General features: G+C 68.0%; 19 protein-coding genes. 14 read left to right on the top strand and 5 right to left on the bottom strand.

Annotated elements, in window-relative coordinates; genetic code table 11:
- The first annotated feature begins 25 nt into the window (after window positions 1–25).
- Complete coding sequence (locus tag WG903_RS01185; RefSeq protein WP_340072355.1) at window positions 26–892, top strand: MOSC domain-containing protein; 867 nt, start codon at window positions 26–28, stop codon at window positions 890–892.
- Here the strand turns inward: WG903_RS01185 and WG903_RS01180 are convergent.
- Complete coding sequence (locus WG903_RS01180; RefSeq protein ID WP_340072354.1) at window positions 867–2,726, bottom strand: sensor domain-containing diguanylate cyclase; 1,860 nt, start codon at window positions 2,724–2,726, stop codon at window positions 867–869. The genes WG903_RS01185 and WG903_RS01180 overlap by 26 nt on opposite strands.
- Here WG903_RS01180 and ychF point away from each other — a divergent pair.
- The 5 genes from ychF to WG903_RS01155 all read left to right on the top strand — a co-directional run bounded on the left by ychF (window position 2,725) and on the right by WG903_RS01155 (window position 5,941).
- Window positions 2,725–3,819, top strand: a complete 1,095-nt coding sequence (gene ychF / locus WG903_RS01175; RefSeq protein WP_340072353.1) for a redox-regulated ATPase YchF — start codon at window positions 2,725–2,727, stop codon at window positions 3,817–3,819. The genes WG903_RS01180 and ychF overlap by 2 nt on opposite strands.
- Window positions 3,820–3,846: 27 nt before the next feature.
- Window positions 3,847–4,461 carry a hypothetical protein gene (locus WG903_RS01170; RefSeq protein WP_340072352.1) on the top strand — a complete coding sequence of 205 codons (615 nt, stop codon included), beginning with the start codon at window positions 3,847–3,849 and terminating at the stop codon, window positions 4,459–4,461.
- A complete protein-coding gene (locus WG903_RS01165; protein WP_340072351.1) occupies window positions 4,458–5,030 on the top strand; it encodes a hypothetical protein in 573 nt (190 codons plus the stop codon). Before WG903_RS01170 ends, WG903_RS01165 begins: the two co-directional genes overlap by 4 nt.
- Before the next feature lie 84 nt (window positions 5,031–5,114).
- Window positions 5,115–5,501, top strand: a complete 387-nt coding sequence (locus WG903_RS01160) for a hypothetical protein (RefSeq protein ID WP_340072350.1) — start codon at window positions 5,115–5,117, stop codon at window positions 5,499–5,501.
- The gene (locus tag WG903_RS01155; protein ID WP_340072349.1) at window positions 5,498–5,941 is read left to right on the top strand and encodes a DUF2846 domain-containing protein; all 444 of its coding nucleotides are present in this window, start codon (window positions 5,498–5,500) and stop codon (window positions 5,939–5,941) included. Before WG903_RS01160 ends, WG903_RS01155 begins: the two co-directional genes overlap by 4 nt.
- A gap of 48 nt (window positions 5,942–5,989) precedes the next feature.
- Here WG903_RS01155 and WG903_RS01150 read toward each other — a convergent pair whose 3' ends face one another.
- Entirely contained in the window at window positions 5,990–7,201 is a 1,212-nt protein-coding gene (locus WG903_RS01150; protein ID WP_340072348.1) for a glycosyl hydrolase family 8, read from the bottom strand.
- A 263-nt stretch (window positions 7,202–7,464) separates the two neighbouring features.
- A complete protein-coding gene (locus tag WG903_RS01145) occupies window positions 7,465–7,935 on the bottom strand; it encodes a YqaA family protein (RefSeq protein WP_340072347.1) in 471 nt (156 codons plus the stop codon).
- A gap of 128 nt (window positions 7,936–8,063) precedes the next feature.
- On the opposite strand from WG903_RS01145, the gene dusB reads away from it, so the two are divergent.
- From dusB to purH, 3 genes are read left to right on the top strand one after another with little or no spacing between them, the layout of a single operon-like run.
- Window positions 8,064–9,113 carry a tRNA dihydrouridine synthase DusB gene (dusB, locus tag WG903_RS01140; RefSeq protein WP_340072346.1) on the top strand — a complete coding sequence of 350 codons (1,050 nt, stop codon included), beginning with the start codon at window positions 8,064–8,066 and terminating at the stop codon, window positions 9,111–9,113.
- Window positions 9,110–9,346: a Fis family transcriptional regulator gene (locus tag WG903_RS01135; RefSeq protein ID WP_340072345.1), complete on the top strand. Its 237-nt coding sequence runs from the start codon at window positions 9,110–9,112 to the stop codon at window positions 9,344–9,346. The genes dusB and WG903_RS01135 overlap by 4 nt, the downstream gene beginning before the upstream one ends.
- A gap of 7 nt (window positions 9,347–9,353) precedes the next feature.
- Window positions 9,354–10,925, top strand: coding sequence for a bifunctional phosphoribosylaminoimidazolecarboxamide formyltransferase/IMP cyclohydrolase (gene purH, locus WG903_RS01130; protein WP_340072344.1), 1,572 nt, complete (start codon window positions 9,354–9,356; stop codon window positions 10,923–10,925).
- Here purH and hemL read toward each other — a convergent pair.
- The gene (hemL, locus tag WG903_RS01125; RefSeq protein ID WP_340072343.1) at window positions 10,922–12,229 is read right to left on the bottom strand and encodes a glutamate-1-semialdehyde 2,1-aminomutase; all 1,308 of its coding nucleotides are present in this window, start codon (window positions 12,227–12,229) and stop codon (window positions 10,922–10,924) included. The genes purH and hemL overlap by 4 nt on opposite strands.
- Window positions 12,213–13,142 (bottom strand): bifunctional hydroxymethylpyrimidine kinase/phosphomethylpyrimidine kinase, encoded by a 930-nt coding sequence (gene thiD / locus WG903_RS01120; protein WP_340072342.1) that lies wholly within the window; start codon window positions 13,140–13,142, stop codon window positions 12,213–12,215. Before thiD ends, hemL begins: the two co-directional genes overlap by 17 nt.
- Before the next feature lie 134 nt (window positions 13,143–13,276).
- Between thiD and WG903_RS01115 the strand changes: the two genes are divergently transcribed.
- The 5 genes from WG903_RS01115 to WG903_RS01095 all read left to right on the top strand — a co-directional run bounded on the left by WG903_RS01115 (window position 13,277) and on the right by WG903_RS01095 (window position 17,164).
- Window positions 13,277–13,429, top strand: coding sequence for a rubredoxin (locus WG903_RS01115; protein WP_340072341.1), 153 nt, complete (start codon window positions 13,277–13,279; stop codon window positions 13,427–13,429).
- A gap of 87 nt (window positions 13,430–13,516) precedes the next feature.
- Entirely contained in the window at window positions 13,517–13,903 is a 387-nt protein-coding gene (locus WG903_RS01110; protein WP_340072340.1) for a response regulator, read from the top strand.
- Window positions 13,904–13,917: 14 nt separating this feature from the next.
- The gene (locus WG903_RS01105) at window positions 13,918–14,283 is read left to right on the top strand and encodes a response regulator transcription factor (protein WP_340072339.1); all 366 of its coding nucleotides are present in this window, start codon (window positions 13,918–13,920) and stop codon (window positions 14,281–14,283) included.
- Window positions 14,284–14,311: 28 nt separating this feature from the next.
- Entirely contained in the window at window positions 14,312–14,842 is a 531-nt protein-coding gene (locus WG903_RS01100) for a chemotaxis protein CheW (RefSeq protein ID WP_340072338.1), read from the top strand.
- Window positions 14,843–14,875: 33 nt separating this feature from the next.
- A complete protein-coding gene (locus WG903_RS01095; RefSeq protein ID WP_340072337.1) occupies window positions 14,876–17,164 on the top strand; it encodes a methyl-accepting chemotaxis protein in 2,289 nt (762 codons plus the stop codon).
- Window positions 17,165–17,201 lie beyond the last annotated feature (37 nt).

The raw sequence follows: 17,201 nt of genomic DNA, 5'->3' as shown, positions 1-17,201 counted from the left end.
TAGGAGCGGGGCAGAATCCACACTTATGAGCAGCAACGCAGAACCCGACGTCCGCACCCGCATCGCGCGCCTCTTCGTCTACCCCGTGAAGTCCTGTGCCGGCGTGGCGGTCACCGAGGCCCCGCTGACCGAGACCGGGCTCGACCTGGACCGCGCCTGGATGGTGGTGGACGAGGCCGGCGAGTTCGTCAGCCAGCGCGAATTGCCGCGCATGGCGCTCATCCGCCCGCAGCTGAAGCACAGCGAGGTCGTGCTGCGCGCGCCCGGCATGCTGGCCTTGCACCTGGCGGCCGACCAGGTGGCGGCGCCGGCGCGCGTGCGCGTGTGGGACGACGAGGTCGAGGCCTGGGACATGGGCGACGTCGCCGCGCAGTGGTTCACCGACTTCCTCGGCACGAAGCTGCGCGTGGCGCGCTTCGACCCCGAGGTGAAGCGCGCCTCGAACACCAAGTGGACCGGCGGCGTCGAAGCGCTCAACCAGTTCAGCGACGGCTACCCGCTGCTGGTGGCCAGCGAAGGCTCGCTCGCCGAACTGAACCGGCGGCTGGCGGCGGCGGGCCATGCGGCCGTGGGCATGGAGCGCTTCCGCCCGAACATCGTGCTGGCGGGGCTGGAAGCGCAGGACGAGGACCGCCTCGATGTCCTGCGCATCGCCGCCGACCGCGAGGTGCTCCTGAAGCCCGTGAAGCCCTGTCCCCGCTGCCCGATCCCGGACATCGACCCGGCGACGGCCGAATCGACGCCTTACGTGAGCGAGGCACTGCGCCAGTACCGCAGCAACCCGATCGTCGACGGCGCCATCACCTTCGGCATGAACGCGATCGTGCTGGAAGGCATCGACGCGACCCTGCGCGTCGGCCAGGACGTCACTGCGAACTGGGTTTTCGCGTAAGCGGCACGACCGAGCCGCCCACCGGCGGCGTCGAGGGCAGCACGCTGTCGCCGCCCAGCAGGCCCGAGTCGGTGGCCAGCGCCTGCGGCTGCGTGTCCTCGGGTTCGAGGAAGCGGATCGGCCGGCGCGTGCGGGGCGACATGCTGGCGAGCAGTTCGTCCAGCGCCGACACGAGCTCCTCGGGCTCGCCCATGCGCTCTTCGAGCAGCACCGCGCCGATGTGGAACTGCAGCGTCACCTCGGGCTTCAGGCCCTTCAGCGGCATCAGGCCCGCGGCGATCAGGCGCGCGGCGCGGTCGGTGACCGCGATGCGCGAGGTGACGCCTTCGAGGATGAGGCCGAAGCGCGCCTCGCCGATGCGGCTGACGGTGTCCACGTCGCGCAGCAGGCGGCGCAGCTTGATCACGCTGCGCAAGAGGCTCTGCTCGGCCACCGCCGAGCCGAACTGCGCCTTGATCTGCGGGTAGTTCACCAGGTCGATGAAGACGATCGCGGCGTTGTCGGGGTCGCGCTTGAAGCGCGCGACCACCTGGCGCAGGCGGTCGTGGAACAGGTGCGCGGCGAGCAGGCCGGTCAGCGCGTCCTGCGAGGACAGGGCCAGCTCGCGGATCTGCGCGCCGTGGCGCTCGCGCGAGCGGATGTTCAGCGCGACCAGCAGCAGCGGCACCTCGATGGCCATCGCGACGACGATCGCGTACTGCGTACCGAAAGACACCGGCAGCCAGCCGGCCATGCGCCCCACGGCCAGCAGGACGGCCAGCGTGAGCGGCCCATAGGCGACCAGCACCCACGCGCCGACGGTATCGCCGCGGCGCCAGGCCTCGAAGGCGATCCACATGTTCACGAGCGTGGCGCCGGCCACATACGCGCCGACCAGCGCGAGGCCCGGCCCCTTGGCGATCACCGGCAGCAGCGCGGCCAGCGCGATGCCCGCCAGGCCCGTGGCCAGCACGCACTTGTCGATGACGTGGTGGCGGCCCGAGATGCCGATCAGGTTGCGGATGAAGAGGATGGCGGCCGAGCCCGCCAGCAGGGCCAGCATGCCCTGGGGCGCGTCGCCCAGCGCGCCGAAGCCGGGCCAGAGCAGGTGCGCGGCCACGCCGGTGTACGCCGCCACGCCCAGCGTGGTGACCACCGCGTAGCCCGCGTACCAGCCGTAGATGGCGTCGCGGTACACGAAGCTTTGCGTGATGCACGCCGTGATCAGCAGCAGCAGGGCGCCGAAGGCCAGGCCCAGCCCGAGGTACTCGACCTGGATGCGTTCGTCGAAGGCGGACTCCGGCATCAGTTGCACCGGGAAGTTGGCCGGCGTGAGGTGCCTGATGCGCGCGTAAACGTCGCGCGTCTGGCCCGCCGGCAGCTCCAGCCGGAAGTGCGGGTAGCGGCCGGGCTCGGCCCACGACGCGACCGGGATCGTGTCGCCCGCCGACAGCGTGGTCCAGTACCCGCGCTCGTTCTGCTGGTGCAGCGTCACGTTGTCCAGGGCAGGCATCGGAAAGACGATCAGCCACCCGTTCTCGGCGTTGCGCGCCCGCGTGAAGCGCCAGCGCAGCCACAGCTGGCCGTCGCCCAGCGAGTGGATCTGCTCCGGGCGCGCGGGCTGGAAGCTCGCGCCCGCCGTGCCCTGCAGCACCTGCTCCAGCGTGGCGGTGCCGCGCGGGTCGTACCAGACCGTGGCGGACTCCAGCGCGTCCAGCGTCCCCTGGTCGGACAGCACCTGGGCGCGAGCCGGCGGCGGCGCCGCGGCGAAGGCGGCGGCGCATGCGGCCAGCGCCAGCAGGGCGGCGACCGCGCATCGCATAAACTTGCCGGCTTCGAATCGCGGGTATGTCATGAGCTTGAAGTGCGGGATCGTGGGTTTGCCGAACGTGGGGAAATCCACGCTGTTCAACGCGCTGACCAAGGCCGGCATCGCTGCGGAGAACTATCCCTTCTGCACGATCGAGCCCAACGTGGGCATCGTGGAACTCCCTGACCCCCGGCTCCAACAGCTCGCGGCCATCGTCAAGCCCGAACGCATCGTGCCAGCCATTGTCGAGTTTGTCGATATTGCCGGGTTGGTGGCGGGCGCCAGCAAGGGGGAAGGCCTGGGCAACCAGTTCCTCGCGCACATCCGCGAAACGGATGCGGTCGTGAACGTGGTGCGCTGCTTCGACGACCCCAACGTGATCCACGTGGCAGGCCGCGTGGACCCGGTCGCCGACATCGAGGTGATCCAGACCGAGCTGTGCCTGGCCGACCTGGGCACGGTGGAGAAGAGCCTCCAGCGTTACACCAAGGCGGCGAAATCGGGCAACGACAAGGAAGCCGCCAAGCTCGTGCAGGTGCTCACCAAGGCGCAGGCGCACCTGGACCAGGGCCAGCCCGTGCGCACGCTCGCGCTCAACGACGAGGAGAAGGCGCTCATCCGCCAGCTGTTCCTCATCACCGCCAAGCCCGCGATGTTCGTCGGCAACGTCGACGAGAACGGCTTCGAGAACAACCCCTACCTCGACCGCCTGCGCGAGTACGCCGCGAAGCAGGACGCGCCGGTGGTCGCCATCTGCGCCAAGCTCGAAGCCGAGATGGCCGACATGGGCGAGCAGGACAAGAAGATGTTCCTTGCCGAGATCGGGCAGGACGAGCCGGGCCTGAACCGCCTGATTCGCGCCGCGTTCACGCTGCTGGGCCTGCAGACCTATTTCACCGCCGGCGAGAAGGAAGTGCGCGCCTGGACCATCCACATCGGCGACACCGCGCCGCAGGCGGCCGGCGTCATCCACACAGACTTCGAGCGCGGCTTCATCCGCGCGCAGACCATCGCCTTCGCCGACTACATCGCCTTCAAGGGCGAGCAGGGCGCGAAGGACGCGGGGAAGATGCGCAGCGAAGGCAAGGAGTACGTCGTCAAGGATGGGGATGTGCTCAATTTCCTTTTCAACGTCTAATCAAGCAACACTTCCAGAAGGGTTCCCATGTCGTTCATCGCTTCGCGCGCTTCGTTCGTGCGCCCGTTCCTGATCGCCTGCGCCGCGGCGGCGGCGCTGCTGCTCTCGGGCTGCGCCACGTCGTACCTCGACGGCGCGGTGAAGGACGTGCCGGACTCGCAGTTCGCGAAGCCGGCGCAGCTGCAGCCGGTGCAGGTCGTGGTCGAGTTCCAGACCAACGGCAAGCCGAACGCCCGGGCGACCGATTTCGTGAAGCCGATGGTGATGGAGCGCATCAAGGCCAGCGGCCTGTTCTCCGACGTGCAGGACAAGCCCAATGGCGGGGCGCTGCTGAGCGTCCAGATCAACAACGTGGCGCTCATCGACGATGCCTACAAGAAGGGCTTCCTGACGGGCCTGACCTTCGGCATCAAGGGATCGACGGTCACCGATGGTTATGTCTGCACGGTGAGCTATTCCCGCGGCCAGTCCGCAGCCATCGTCAAGACCAGCAAGCATGCGATCCACACCTCGATGGGGTCGGGCGGGGACGTGCCGGGTGGCGTCAAGGCCGCCAGCACCGCCGAGGCCGTGACCATCATGGTCCGCCAGATCGTTGGCGTGGCGTTGAAGGACCTTTCCGACGATCCGGCCTTCAAGTGAGGCAGGCGCGTTTCCTCGCGGCCCTGCTGGCGCTGGCCGCCCTGGGCGGCTGCGCGCAATACCGCCTGGGCCCGCCGGTGGCGAGCATCGACAACATCCGCGCGGCGCGTTCGCTGCCGTTGGCGCCCGTCGCGCTCGGCGAATTCAGGCTGGCTCCCGGGCGACCCGCGGGCATCGACCGCTCGATCGGCATGCGGACCAACACGATCAGCTCGCCCTACGGCGAGTCGTTCGCGCAGTACTTGAAGGAGTCGCTGGCAGCCGATCTCGGCGCGGCCGGGCTGCTGGACCCCGCGTCTTCCATAGTCGTGAGCGCGGAGCTGAACGACACGGCGATGGACATCCCACCCGGTGCGGGCTCCGCGCGCTTGGCGGCGCGTGTGAAGGTCACCCGCTCGGGCCGCATCGCCTTCGACAAGGAGCTCATCGTCGAATCGACCTGGCCGTCCTCCTTCGTCGGCGTGAACGCCATCGTCACCGCGGTGAACGAGTACGGCCTGCTGTACCGCAAGCTCGTGAGACAGCTGCTGGCCGACCCGGAGTTCGTCGCCGCGGCTCGCCAATCCTGAGCTGGCGGGTGATAAAGTCCGCGCGTCCGAAATCAGGGGGAAACCATGTCGGGTAACTGGGCGGTGGCACCGCTTCATCGTGTCTTGCTGCGCTTGGGCGCGGCCGCCGCAGTCGCAGCCCTGGCCGCTTGCGCCGCCCCGCTCGACATGCGCCCGAGCCGCCTCGTGCCGCTCGCCGCGACCGGCGCGCAGCCGCGCGTCATCGAACTCATTGCCCCCGCCGCCGTGCAGCCTGCCGGCGGGCGCCGCCGCCCGATCGAGGTCGGCTCGACCTGGCAATCCGTCGGCCGCATCGACCAGGGCGAGGTCTACAAGCGCCTCGGCGGTGTCTTCATCGTCCAGGCCCGCGACGTGCACGAGGCCTGCCTGGTCGTCTCCGACGGCAAGGTCGTGGGTGTCTACCTGCCCGTCGAACAGACCTTTTCACCTGTCGTACCCCCTGTCCAACTGACCCTGAGAGGAACCCCATGAGAAGAAACTTCCTGCGCTTCGCGGCCGCCGCTGCCGTCGTCGCGCTCGCCGGCTGCGCCGCCACCGGCGCCAAGTACGAAACGATGGCTTCGGGCCTGCCCGCGATGAAGGCCGGCGAGGGCCGCATCTTCATCCTGCGCGACTCCGGCATGGTCGGCGCGGCGCTGCAGCCCGAGATCAAGCTCAATGGCGTGGTCGTGGGCAAGTCCCAGCCCGGCGGCTTCTTCTACGTGGACCGTCCGGCCGGCAACTACACGGCCACCGCGGCCACCGAGACCGAGAAGGCAGCGACATTCACGCTCGCCGCCGGCGAAACGAAGTACGTCCGCTCGTACATGACCATGGGCATCATGGTCGGCCGCGTCAACCTCGAGCTGCTCGACCCGGCGCGCGCCAGTGCGATGCTCCAGGGCCTGAGCTACACGGGCGCCGGCAAGTAAGCCGCCGCAGCGCCAACAAGGGGCCGCAACGCGCGGCCCTTTTTCATTTCAGGGTGCCCACCAGTTGCCCGACACCGTGAGCAGCACCTGCATGCGGATGGTGTCGCCGTAGTAGTCGACGGTGGGCCCGTAGTCGCCGCCGGTGATCGAGGTCCACAGGCTGTTCAGCCACTCCTGCGACGACGGGCCGCCCAGCATCGCATTGACCGCCATCGGCGCGGTGAACGCCAGGTCGTCCCAGTCGGCGAAGGCCTTGCCGTTGGTCCCGTTGCGCACGTAGTAGCCGGCGCGGATGTTCCTCGGCACGCCTTTCGCGGATGCCGCGATCCACGTTGCGGTCTGGCGCTGCGACGCGAGCAGGTCCGTGCGGCCGTCGACGATGTGCGACATGGCCAGGCGCCACGGCGTGCGGCAGGCGTTGTAGCTGAAATCGCCGTCGTGCAGGGACTCGAGGTAGGTGCCGGGCACGGGCACGAAAGCCGCGCCCGACTGCACCATGAAGTCCGGCACCAGGCCGGTCGCCGCGCTGCCGTTGGCGTACTGGTGGTTCACGATGGCCGACACCGTGTCGTACACGGCCGTCCACTTCGCCGCGTTCACCGTGTCGGCGCGCGCGAAAGCCAGCAGGTGGCTCGTCATGAAGTCCGAGGGGCGCGTGTGCACGCGGTCGCTGCCCTGCGCCCAGTCACCCGGCATCAGGTTGCCTGCCGTCGCGTTCACCTCGTGCGCGAGGATCTCGCGCGTCACCTGCAGCGCTTCGGCCTTGTAGTCGTAAGCGCCGGCCGATCCCCACTGCGCGTGCGCGAGCAGCAGCGCGTACGCGACGTCCATGCTGCCGTCGGTGGCGGAGTCGACGCCTTCGACGCTCTTCATCACGCCCCCCGACAGCGTCTGCTTCCACGCCATCAGGTGCGGCGCGTTCGCGCTGGGGTGCGCTTGCGCGTAGCGCAGCATGTCGTCGAAGAGCGCCCTGTCGCCCATGTACGCAGCGATCACCATGCCCCAGCCATGCGCTTCGGACACGGTGGAGTTGGTGGCGTCGTACTTCACCCAGGACCCCTGGCCGCCGGTGGTGCGGATGTAGGCGCCCTTCCAGGCGGCGTAGTGCGCCTGCACGGCCTGGTCCATCGCGGCCTGCGTGACGTGCGATGGCTTGATGACGCCGGCGGTGTAGCTGGCGTGGGCCGGGAAGGCGCGGGCCGGCGCATCGGGAGATGGGGCAGGCGCGGGTGCGGGCGCCGGCGCAGGCCCTGCAGGCACTGGAGCCGGGGCCGGAGCTGGCACTGGCGCAGGTGCCGGTGCCGGCGCGGGCTGTGGCGCGGGCGGGGGTGGTGCGGGTAGCGGCGCAGGCGCAGCGGCAACCGGTTCGCTGGCGCCCCCGCCGCCCCCGCCACCGCATGCGGCAGCCATCGCCGCGGCCAGCAGCGCATTCAACAGCTTCAGCTTGTGGGGTGCCATCCGTCCTCCGGCGTTTGCACGGATTCTGGGAAGCGAGCATGTCGGGAAACTGACTTGCGCGGGACTTACTGCATCGGCCAGATGTACACCAGCGCGTACGTGTAGATCACGTAGCGGATGAACTTGCCGATCGCCATGTAGAACGTGCAACGCCAGAACGGCATGCGCAGCCAGCCGGCGACGGCGCACAGCGGGTCGCCGATGACCGGCAGCCAGGCGAGCAGGCACGCCTTGGGCCCGGCGCGCTCCAGCCAGCCGAGCGCCTTCGCGTGCCACTTCGACTGCGAGTACTTGTCAACGATGTGGTGCGCTTCCCAGCCCATCCACCAGTCGACCATGCCGCCGAGCGTGTTGCCCGCGGTGGCGACGAAGATGGCGCTCCAGAACAGCTCGGGATTCAGCCGCAGCAAACCGTAGAGTGCGGGTTCACTTGCAACGGGCAGCAGCGTGGCCGAGACGAACGACGCGATGAAGAGAGTCAGCAGCCCGAACCGCGGCAATGCGAGCAGATCGAGCAGCGGGTCCAGCCACGACATGCCGTGAAGCATACCGGTGCGCAAGCTCGGCAAACACTCAGCCGGATACGCAGTTTTTTATTTCAGCCGGCGGAATGGCGCGGGCATACAATCGTGCCTCATTTTTCAGCAGCCCCTTCCTCGCATCCATGAACATCGGCCCGCACGCCACGGCGAACAACCTGTTCGCCGCCCCGATGGCGGGCGTCACCGACAGGCCGTTTCGCATGCTGTGCCGCGCGCTCGGCGCGGGCTACGCGGTGAGCGAGATGGTGACGTCGCGCAAGGATTTGTGGGCGAGCCTCAAGACCTCGCGCCGCGCCAACCACGACGGCGAGCCGGGCCCCATCGCCGTGCAGATCGCCGGCACCGACGCTCCGATGATGGCCGAGGCCGCCGCCTACAACATCGAGCGCGGCGCGCAGATCATCGACATCAACATGGGCTGCCCGGCCAAGAAGGTGTGCAACAAGTGGGCGGGTTCGGCGCTGATGCAGGACGAGCCGCTGGCCGTTGCCATCGCCAGCGCCGTGGTCGAAGCCTGCGCGCCGCACGGCGTGCCCGTCACGCTGAAGATGCGCACCGGCTGGTCGCACGAACACCGCAACGCCGTGCGCCTGGCGCGGGCCTTCGAAGCCGCCGGCGTGCAGATGCTGACGGTGCACGGCCGCACGCGCGAGCAGGGCTACAAGGGTTTCGCGGAGTACGACACCATCGCCGCCGTCAAGGACGCGGTGCGCATCCCGGTCGTGGCCAATGGCGACATCGACTCGCCCGAGAAGGCGCGCGACGTGCTGGCGTACACGAAGGCCGACGCGGTCATGGTTGGCCGCGCGGCGCAGGGGCGGCCGTGGATCTTCCGCGAGATCGCGCACTTCCTGGCCACCGGCACGCACCTGGCGCCGCCGCTGGTCGTGGAGGTGAAGCGCCTGCTGCTCGACCACCTGAAGGACCACTACGGCCTGTACGGCGAATTCACGGGCGTGCGCAGCGCGCGCAAGCACATCGGCTGGTACGTGAGGGGCCTGCCGGGCGCGGAAGGTTTCCGCGCGCAGATGAACCGGATCGAGGACTGCGCGGCGCAGCTCGCGGCGGTGGCGGGGTATTTCGACGCGCTGGCCGCGTCGGGGGACCGCATGCCGCAGCCGCAGGGCGCCGCCGGGGACAACGAAGAAGAGGCAGTGGAGACAATCGAATGAGCAAGAAGCACATCGAGGAGTGCGTGCGCGCCAGCCTGGAGGGCTACTTCAAGGACTTGCGCGGCACGGAGCCGGACGGGATGTACGAGATGCTGGTCAAGGTGGTGGAGAAGCCGCTGCTGGAAGTGGTGATGGCCAAGGCGGACCACAACCAGTCGCGGGCGGCCGAGTGGCTGGGCCTGAATCGCAACACGCTGCGCAAGAAGCTGGTCGAGCACCGGCTCATCAAATAACAAACACATGAACGCACTGCTATCCGTCTCGGACAAGACCGGGATCGTCGAACTCGCGCGCGCGCTGGATGCGCTGGGCGTGAAGCTCATTTCCACCGGCGGCACCGCCAAGCTGCTCGCCGGCGAGGGCCTGCCCGTCACCGAGGTGCAGGACGTGACGGGCTTCCCGGAGATGCTCGACGGCCGCGTGAAGACGCTGCACCCCAAGGTGCACGGCGGCCTGCTGGCGCGGCGCGACGTGCCGGAGCACATGCAGGCGCTGCGCGCCCACGGCATCGACACCATCGACATCCTGGTGGTCAACCTCTATCCCTTCGAGGCGACGGTCGCCAAGCCGGGATGCACGCTGGAGGACGCGATCGAGAACATCGACATCGGCGGGCCGGCCATGGTGCGATCGGCGGCGAAGAACTGGAAGGACGTCGCGGTGCTGACCGACGCGTCGCAGTACCCGCAGGTGCTCGAAGAGCTCAAGGCGAAGGGGAAGGTGTCGGACACGACGCGCTTCGCGCTGTCGGTCGCCGCGTTCAACCGCATCAGCAACTACGACGGCGCGATCAGCGACTACCTCTCGTCGCTGCAGGAGGATGGGACGCGTTCGGTGTTCCCGGCCCAGGCCAACGGCCGCTTCGTCAAGCTGCAGGACCTGCGCTACGGCGAGAACGCGCACCAGCAGGCGGCCCTGTACCGCGACCTGCATCCCGCGCCCGGCTCGCTGGTCACGGCCCAGCAGCTGCAAGGCAAGGAGCTCTCGTACAACAACATCGCCGACGCCGACGCCGGCTGGGAATGCGTCAAGAGCTTCGACGCGCCGGCCTGCGTGATCATCAAGCACGCCAACCCCTGCGGCGTGGCCATCGGCCGGGACGCGCTCGACGCCTACTCGAAGGCGTTCAAGACCGACCCGACCTCGGCCTTCGGCGGCATCATCGCCTTCAATCGCCCGGTGGACGGCGCGGCGGCCCAGGCCGTCAGCAAGCAGTTCGTCGAGGTGCTGATGGCGCCGCAGTTCTCCGAGGAAGCGCTGGCGATCTTCAAGGCCAAGGCCAACGTGCGCGTCCTGCAGATCGCCTTGCCGCCGGGCGGCAAGACCGACTGGGACAACGGCCGCAACCTCATGGACGTCAAGCGCGTGGGCTCGGGCCTCTTGATGCAGACGGCCGACAACCACGTGCTGCAGCTCGCGGACCTGAAGGTGGTGACGAAGAAGCAGCCGACCGCGGAGGAACTGAAGGACCTGCTGTTCGCCTGGACGGTCGCCAAGTACGTCAAGTCCAACGCCATCGTCTTCTGCAAGGGCGGCATGACCATGGGCGTGGGCGCCGGGCAAATGAGCCGGCTGGACTCGGCCCGCATCGCCAGCATCAAGGCCGAACACGCGGGGCTGTCGCTCAAGGGCACGGTGGTCGCCAGCGACGCCTTCTTCCCCTTCCGCGACGGCCTGGACGTGGTGGTCGACGCCGGCGCCACCTGCGTCATCCAGCCGGGTGGCTCGATGCGCGACGCCGAAGTGATCGCCGCCGCCGACGAGCGCGGCGTGGCGATGGTGTTTTCAGGCGTGCGCCACTTCCGGCATTAGGCCAGCGACCGGAACACCGCTTGGGCCGCCGAAATGGTTTCGGCGATGTCCGCGTCGGCGTGCGCCGAACTGACAAATCCGGCCTCGTAAAGCGCCGGTGCGATGTACACCCCGCGGTCCAGCAGGCCGTGGAACAGGCGGTTGAAACGCTGGCCGTCGCTCTTCATCACCTGCCCGTAGTTACCGGGAAGTTCCGGAAGCAGGAAGAAACCGAACATCCCGCCTTCGCAGTCGGCGCTGAAAGGCACGCCGGCTGCGCGGGCGGCGGCCTTGAGGCCGTCAACGAGCGTTGCCGTTTTGGCTGCAAGCTCGTCAAAAAATCCTGAACGAGCGATTTGTTGCAATGTGGCCAGCCCGCAGGCCGTGGCCACCGGATTCCCCGACAAGGTGCCGGCCTGGTACACCGGGCCGAGCGGCGCCAGTTGCTCCATGATGGCCCGGGGGCCGCCGAACGCCGCCAGCGGCATGCCGCCGCCGATCACCTTGCCCAGCACCGTGAGGTCGGGGCGGAAGGCGGGGATCGCCTTCGCGTACACCGCCTGCGCGCCGCCCAGCGCCACGCGGAAACCCGTCATCACCTCGTCGAAGACCAGCAGCGCGCCATGCTGCGTGCACAGCTCGCGGGTGCGGCGCATGAAGTCGACACCGGCGCGCACGAAATTCATGTTGCCCGCGATGGGCTCGATGATCACGCAGGCGAGGTCGCGCCCGTGCAGCGCGAACGCTTCCTCCAGCTGCTGCAGGTTGTTGTACTCGAGCACGAGCGTGTGCTGCACCACCTCGGCGGGCACGCCGGCGCTGGTGGGATTGCCGAAGGTGGCGAGGCCGGAGCCGGCCTTCACCAGCAGGGCATCCGCATGCCCGTGGTAGCAGCCTTCGAACTTGATGATCTTGCTGCGCCCCGTGGCCCCGCGCGCCAGGCGGATGGCGCTCATGCCCGCCTCGGTGCCGGAGCTCACCAGGCGCACCATCTCGAGCGAAGGCACGTGGCGGATGATTTCCTCGGCCAGTTCGAGCTCGCGCTCGGTCGGCGCGCCGAAGGAGAAGCCGTCGCGCGCGGCCTTCTGCACCGCCTCCACGACCACCGGGTGGCCGTGCCCCAGGATCATCGGCCCCCAGGAGCCGATGTAGTCGATGTAGCGCGTGCCGTTCGCGTCCCAGAAGTGGGCGCCCTGCGCACGGGTGACGAAGCGCGGCGTGCCGCCCACCGCGCGGAAGGCGCGCACGGGCGAGTTCACGCCGCCGGGAATGAGCTGCTTCGCGCGGGCGAACAGCTCCTCGTTGCGGTCAATGTTTCGTGTCATGGGCGGGCATGTCGATCACCTGCAGCGCCTGCGCTTCTTCCTTGGTCAGCTCGCCGGGCTCGTCGCCCTCGGGCTGCGCCCAGAACAGGCGGTCGGGCACGACGTGGCCCATGCCGGGGCGGAAGCCCGCGTCCAGGCACTGGTCCAGGTAGGCCAGCGCTTCGCCTGCGGCGCCATTGAGGTCCTGGCCCGTCGCCACCAGGGCGGCGAGGGCGGCCGACAGCGTGTCGCCGGCCCCGGCGAAGGTGGCTTCGAAGCGCTCGAATTTCTCGCTCGCCAGCACCGCCTGCGGCGTGGCGAGCACGTTGTCGATGTACTGGTCGGGCAGCACGATGCCGGTGACCAGCGTGTAGGGCACGCCCATCTCGCCGGCGGCGCGCGCGATGTCGCGTGCCGTCGGTGCGCGCTCACCGTTCCACTCGGGCAGCAGCCAGCGCCAGAGCGTGCTGTGGTTTCCCACCAACACGGTCGTCTGGGGCAGCATCAACTCGCGAAAAGCATCGAGGTACAGGTCGATCTGCCCTTCGTCCCACCACGCGAGGTTCGGCATGTAGGCGATCACCGGTACTTCTGCATAGTCGGCGGCAATTTCTGCAATCGCGCTCACCGCCTCCGGCGTGCCCACGAAGCCCACCTTGAACACCTGCACGCTCGCGTCCTCGAGGATCGCGCGCGCCTGCTCGGCGATGGCGTCCTCGTCGAGCGCGAAGTGATCGAAGGTCTCGGCCGTGTCGCGCGCATAGGCCCCGGTGACCACCGGCAGCGCGTGCGCGCCCACCGAGGCGATCGCCGCGATGTCGGCCGCGAGCCCGCCCGCGCCGCTCGGGTCGCTCGCGTTGAAAACGATCACGCATGCGGGATCGGCGTCCTGCGAGGCGGCATCGTTGTCGCTGGGGGGATTGGGGTTTGTCATAGGGCGGAGATTCTTCCAGTCGTCGGCCCTGAGAGTCCGCTGGGCGGGGCGCTGGGAAGGCCCTCGATACAATCGTTGCATTCTATTCGAAGGCCCTTTAAGCTGTGACGACAGAGACGAGTACCAAAACCTGGATGTGCCTCATTTGCGGGTGGATCTACGACGAAGCCGCAGGCGCACCTGACCACGGCATCGCCCCCGGAACCGCCTGGTCCCACGTTCCCATGAACTGGACCTGCCCCGAATGCGGCGCCCGCAAGGAAGATTTCGAGATGGTGCAGATCTAGGCGGCCCACAGCGCCTTTGTTACACGTTGGGCGAGATTGGGTTGATGCCGCCACCGAAGCAGTTACAAATATGAGGAGCAGCGTCAAGTGAGCACAGGGCTGAAGGTGCTGGTGATCGACGACAGCAACACGATCCGCCGCAGCGCCGAGATCTTCCTGAAGCAGGGGGGGCACGACGTGCTCCTGGCCGAAGACGGCTTCGACGCGCTCGCGAAGGTCAACGACTACCAGCCGAACCTGATCTTCTGCGACATCCTCATGCCCCGGCTCGACGGGTACCAGACGTGCGCGATCATCAAGCGCAACGCCCGGTTCTCCAACACCCCGGTGGTGATGCTGTCGTCGAAGGACGGCGTGTTCGACAAGGCGCGCGGCCGCATGGTGGGGTCGCAGGACTACCTGACCAAGCCTTTTACCAAGGACCAGTTGCTGCAGACGGTGCAGCAGTTCGGCGCGCAAGAAGCCGCGCAATGACAGGAGTGAGTGACATGGCGATCCAGAAAGTGCTGGTCGTGGACGATTCGAAGACGGAATTGATGTTCATGACCGATTTGCTGCAGAAGAACGGCTTCGCGGTCAAGACGGCGGAGAACGCGGACGACGCGTTCAAGCGCCTGGCCGAGGAGAAGCCCGACCTGATCCTGATGGACGTGGTGATGCCCGGCCAGAACGGCTTCCAGCTGACGCGCGCGATCACGCGCGACCCGCTGTATGCCGACGTGCCGATCATCATGTGCACCAGCAAGAACCAGGAAACGGACCGCGTCTGGGGCATGCGCCAGGGCGCGCGCGACTACATCACCAAGCCCGTCGACGCCGACGAGCTCATGGCCAAGATCAAGGCCCTGAGCTAACCGGCCGGACCCCAAGCAGTACACGGACATGGCCAACCGCGAAGCGCTGCGAGAACTTCAGGCACGCCTCGCCAGCCGCCTGCAAGCCGCCCGGACCGAAGGCGTCCAGGCGTCGTGGCTGGCCGTCGAATCCGGCGGCCACAAGTTCCTCTTCCCGCTCGCCCAGTCGGGCGAGATCTTCCCTTTTGCGAGCACGCTGCCCGTGCCGTACACGCAGTCGTGGTTCCTCGGCGTGGCCAACCTGCGCGGCGGCCTCTACGGCGTGGTCGACCTGGCCAGCTACGTCCGGGGCGAGGCGCCGGCGCAGCGCTCGGACGCCGGCCGCGCGGAGTCGCGCCTGGTCGCCTTCAATTCCGCGCTCGAGGTCAATTGCGCGCTCCTGATCGACCGCCTGGCCGGCCTGCGCAACATGGACGCGTTTGCCTCCTCCACCCCGCCCCCCGAGGGCGCGCCGGACTATTTCGGCACCGGATTCACCGATTCGAACGGCGCCTACTGGCAGGAATTGAACCTGCAGGCGCTCTCCCAGCAACCCCAGTTCCTGAGCATCGGCGCGTAGCGCCGTTTTTGATCGTCCCGGAAGGCACGCACCATGTCCGTCGTTGAGAAACTCTCCAAGCTGTTCTCGAAGAAGTCCGATGAACCCCAGGCGGAAACCACGGGCGACCTGAGCCTGAACGCCCCCGACGCCTCGGCCGACCCGCTCGCCACCGGCGCGATGGAAGCGCAGGTCACCGAGCAGACGCTGCAGGAAGCGGTGGAGCCCGACAGCATCGACGATTCCATCGCGCCTGCCGATGCGGCGGAGGAAGCCGACCTGATCTCGGTGCCGCTGCTGGGGCGCCGCTCGGTCGTCATCCACCAGCGCGTGCTGTTCACCTTGCTGACCCTGTCCCTGGTCGTGCTGGGTGCCGTGGCGTTCTTCGCGGTGAACCAGGCGGACCGCGTCGCGCAGCAGGTGGCCGGTACCGGTAACTCGCTGATGCAGTCGCAGCGCCTCGCCAAGTCGGTGTCGCAGGCCCTGGTGGGTTCGCCCCAGGCCTTCCCCGACGTGAAGGAAGCTTCCGAAGTGCTGGCCAAGACGGTGCGCGGCCTGAAGGCCGGCGACGATTCGCTGCGCCTGCAGCCGGTGAACGAGGTGCTGCAGGAAGACGTCGAGAAGATCAACCCGCTGATGGAAAAGGCCGAAAAGAACGCCACCACCGTCATGGGCCAGCAGAAGATCCTGACGCAGGTGGGTTCGGCGCTTCGCACCATCAACCGCCAGTCGTCGGACCTGCTGGAAATCGCCGAGACGGTGTCGTCGCTCAAGCTGCAGCAGAACGCGCCCCCGGCCGAAATCTCCGCCGCGGGCCAGCTGGTGATGTTGACGCAGCGTATCGGCAAGTCCGCCAACGAATTCCTGACGATGGAAGGCGTGTCCCCCGAGGCCGTGTTCCTGCTGGGCAAGGACTTGAACTCGTTCAAGGAAATCGCTCAGGGCCTGCTGGACGGCTCGCCCGAGCTGCGCCTGCAAGGCACCAAGGACGGCCAGACCCGCGAGCGCCTCGAGGCGCTGATGAAGCTGTACGAACAGACGCGCACGCAAGCCGGCGCCATCCTGGGCAACCTGCAGGGCCTGGTGTCCGCGCGCGAAGCGCAGGCGGCGATCATCCAGGACTCGGAACCGCTGCGGAAGGCGCTGGAAGAACTGCAGGCCAAGCTGCAGGCCAACACGGGCCTGGGCGCCGGCGCGCTCACGACCCTGATCGTCTCGGCCATCTTCGCCATCCTGTGCGCCGTCGGCCTGGCGTACGTGCAGCTACAGGACTCGCGCAAGCGCCAGCTCGTTGCCGAACAGCAGCGGCTGGAAGCCGAGCGCCAGGAGCAGGAGGCCAAGCGCGTCAACGACGCCAACCAGGCGGCCATTTTGCGATTGATGAACGAACTGCAGTCGGTCGCTGAAGGTGACCTGACGCAGGAAGCAACCGTGACCGAGGACATCACCGGCGCCATCGCGGACTCGGTGAACTACACGGTGGAAGAACTGCGGCAGCTGGTGGGCAACGTGCAGGCCACGGCCACGAAGGTGGCGGCCACGACGGCGCAGGTGGAATCGACGTCCACCGAGTTGCTGGCGGCCTCCACCGAGCAGCTGCGCGAAATTCGCGAAACCGGCCAGTCGGTGCTCGACATGGCGGCCCGAATCAACCAGGTGTCCGGTCAGGCCCAGGAATCCGCCCAGGTTGCGCGCCAGTCGCTGCAAGCGGCCGAGTCGGGCCTCGCGGCCGTGCAGAACGCCATCGGCGGCATGAACTCGATCCGCGACCAGATCCAGGAAACCTCCAAGCGGATCAAGCGGCTCGGCGAATCGTCGCAGGAGATCGGTGAAATCACGGAACTGATTTCCGACATTACCGAACAGACGAACGTGCTGGCCCTGAACGCAGCCATTCAAGCGGCGTCCGCCGGTGAAGCCGGGCGAGGCTTCTCGGTGGTTGCGGAAGAAGTGCAGCGACTCGCCGAACGCTCCGCCGACGCCACACGCCAGATCGCGGCGCTGGTGAAGGCGATTCAGACCGACACGCAGGACGCGGTGGCCGCCATGGAACGCTCCACGCAGGGTGTGGTGGAAGGGGCCAAGCTGTCCGACAACGCGGGTACCGCGCTGACCGAGATCGACCAGGTGTCGCGGCGGCTCGCCGAGCTGATCGAGCAGATCTCGAGTTCCGCGTCCAAGGAAGCCGAGTCCGCCAACGTGGTGGCCGGCAACATCCAGCACATCTTCGCGGTGACGGAACAAACCGGTGAAGGCACGCGCTCCACGGCGCAGCAGGTGCGCGAGCTGACACGAATGGCCGAGGAACTTCGCCAGTCGGTGTCCCGATTCAAGATCGCGTAACCAGCAAAGGGTGACGCGAGCGTCATCGGGAACGGAC

It is taken from the genome of Ramlibacter sp. PS4R-6, from assembly GCF_037572775.1.
In the GTDB taxonomy this organism is placed as follows: Bacteria; Pseudomonadota; Gammaproteobacteria; order Burkholderiales; family Burkholderiaceae_C; genus Ramlibacter.
Note: the sequence above shows the minus strand (reverse complement) of the source record. Positions and strands in the feature narration are given on the sequence as shown.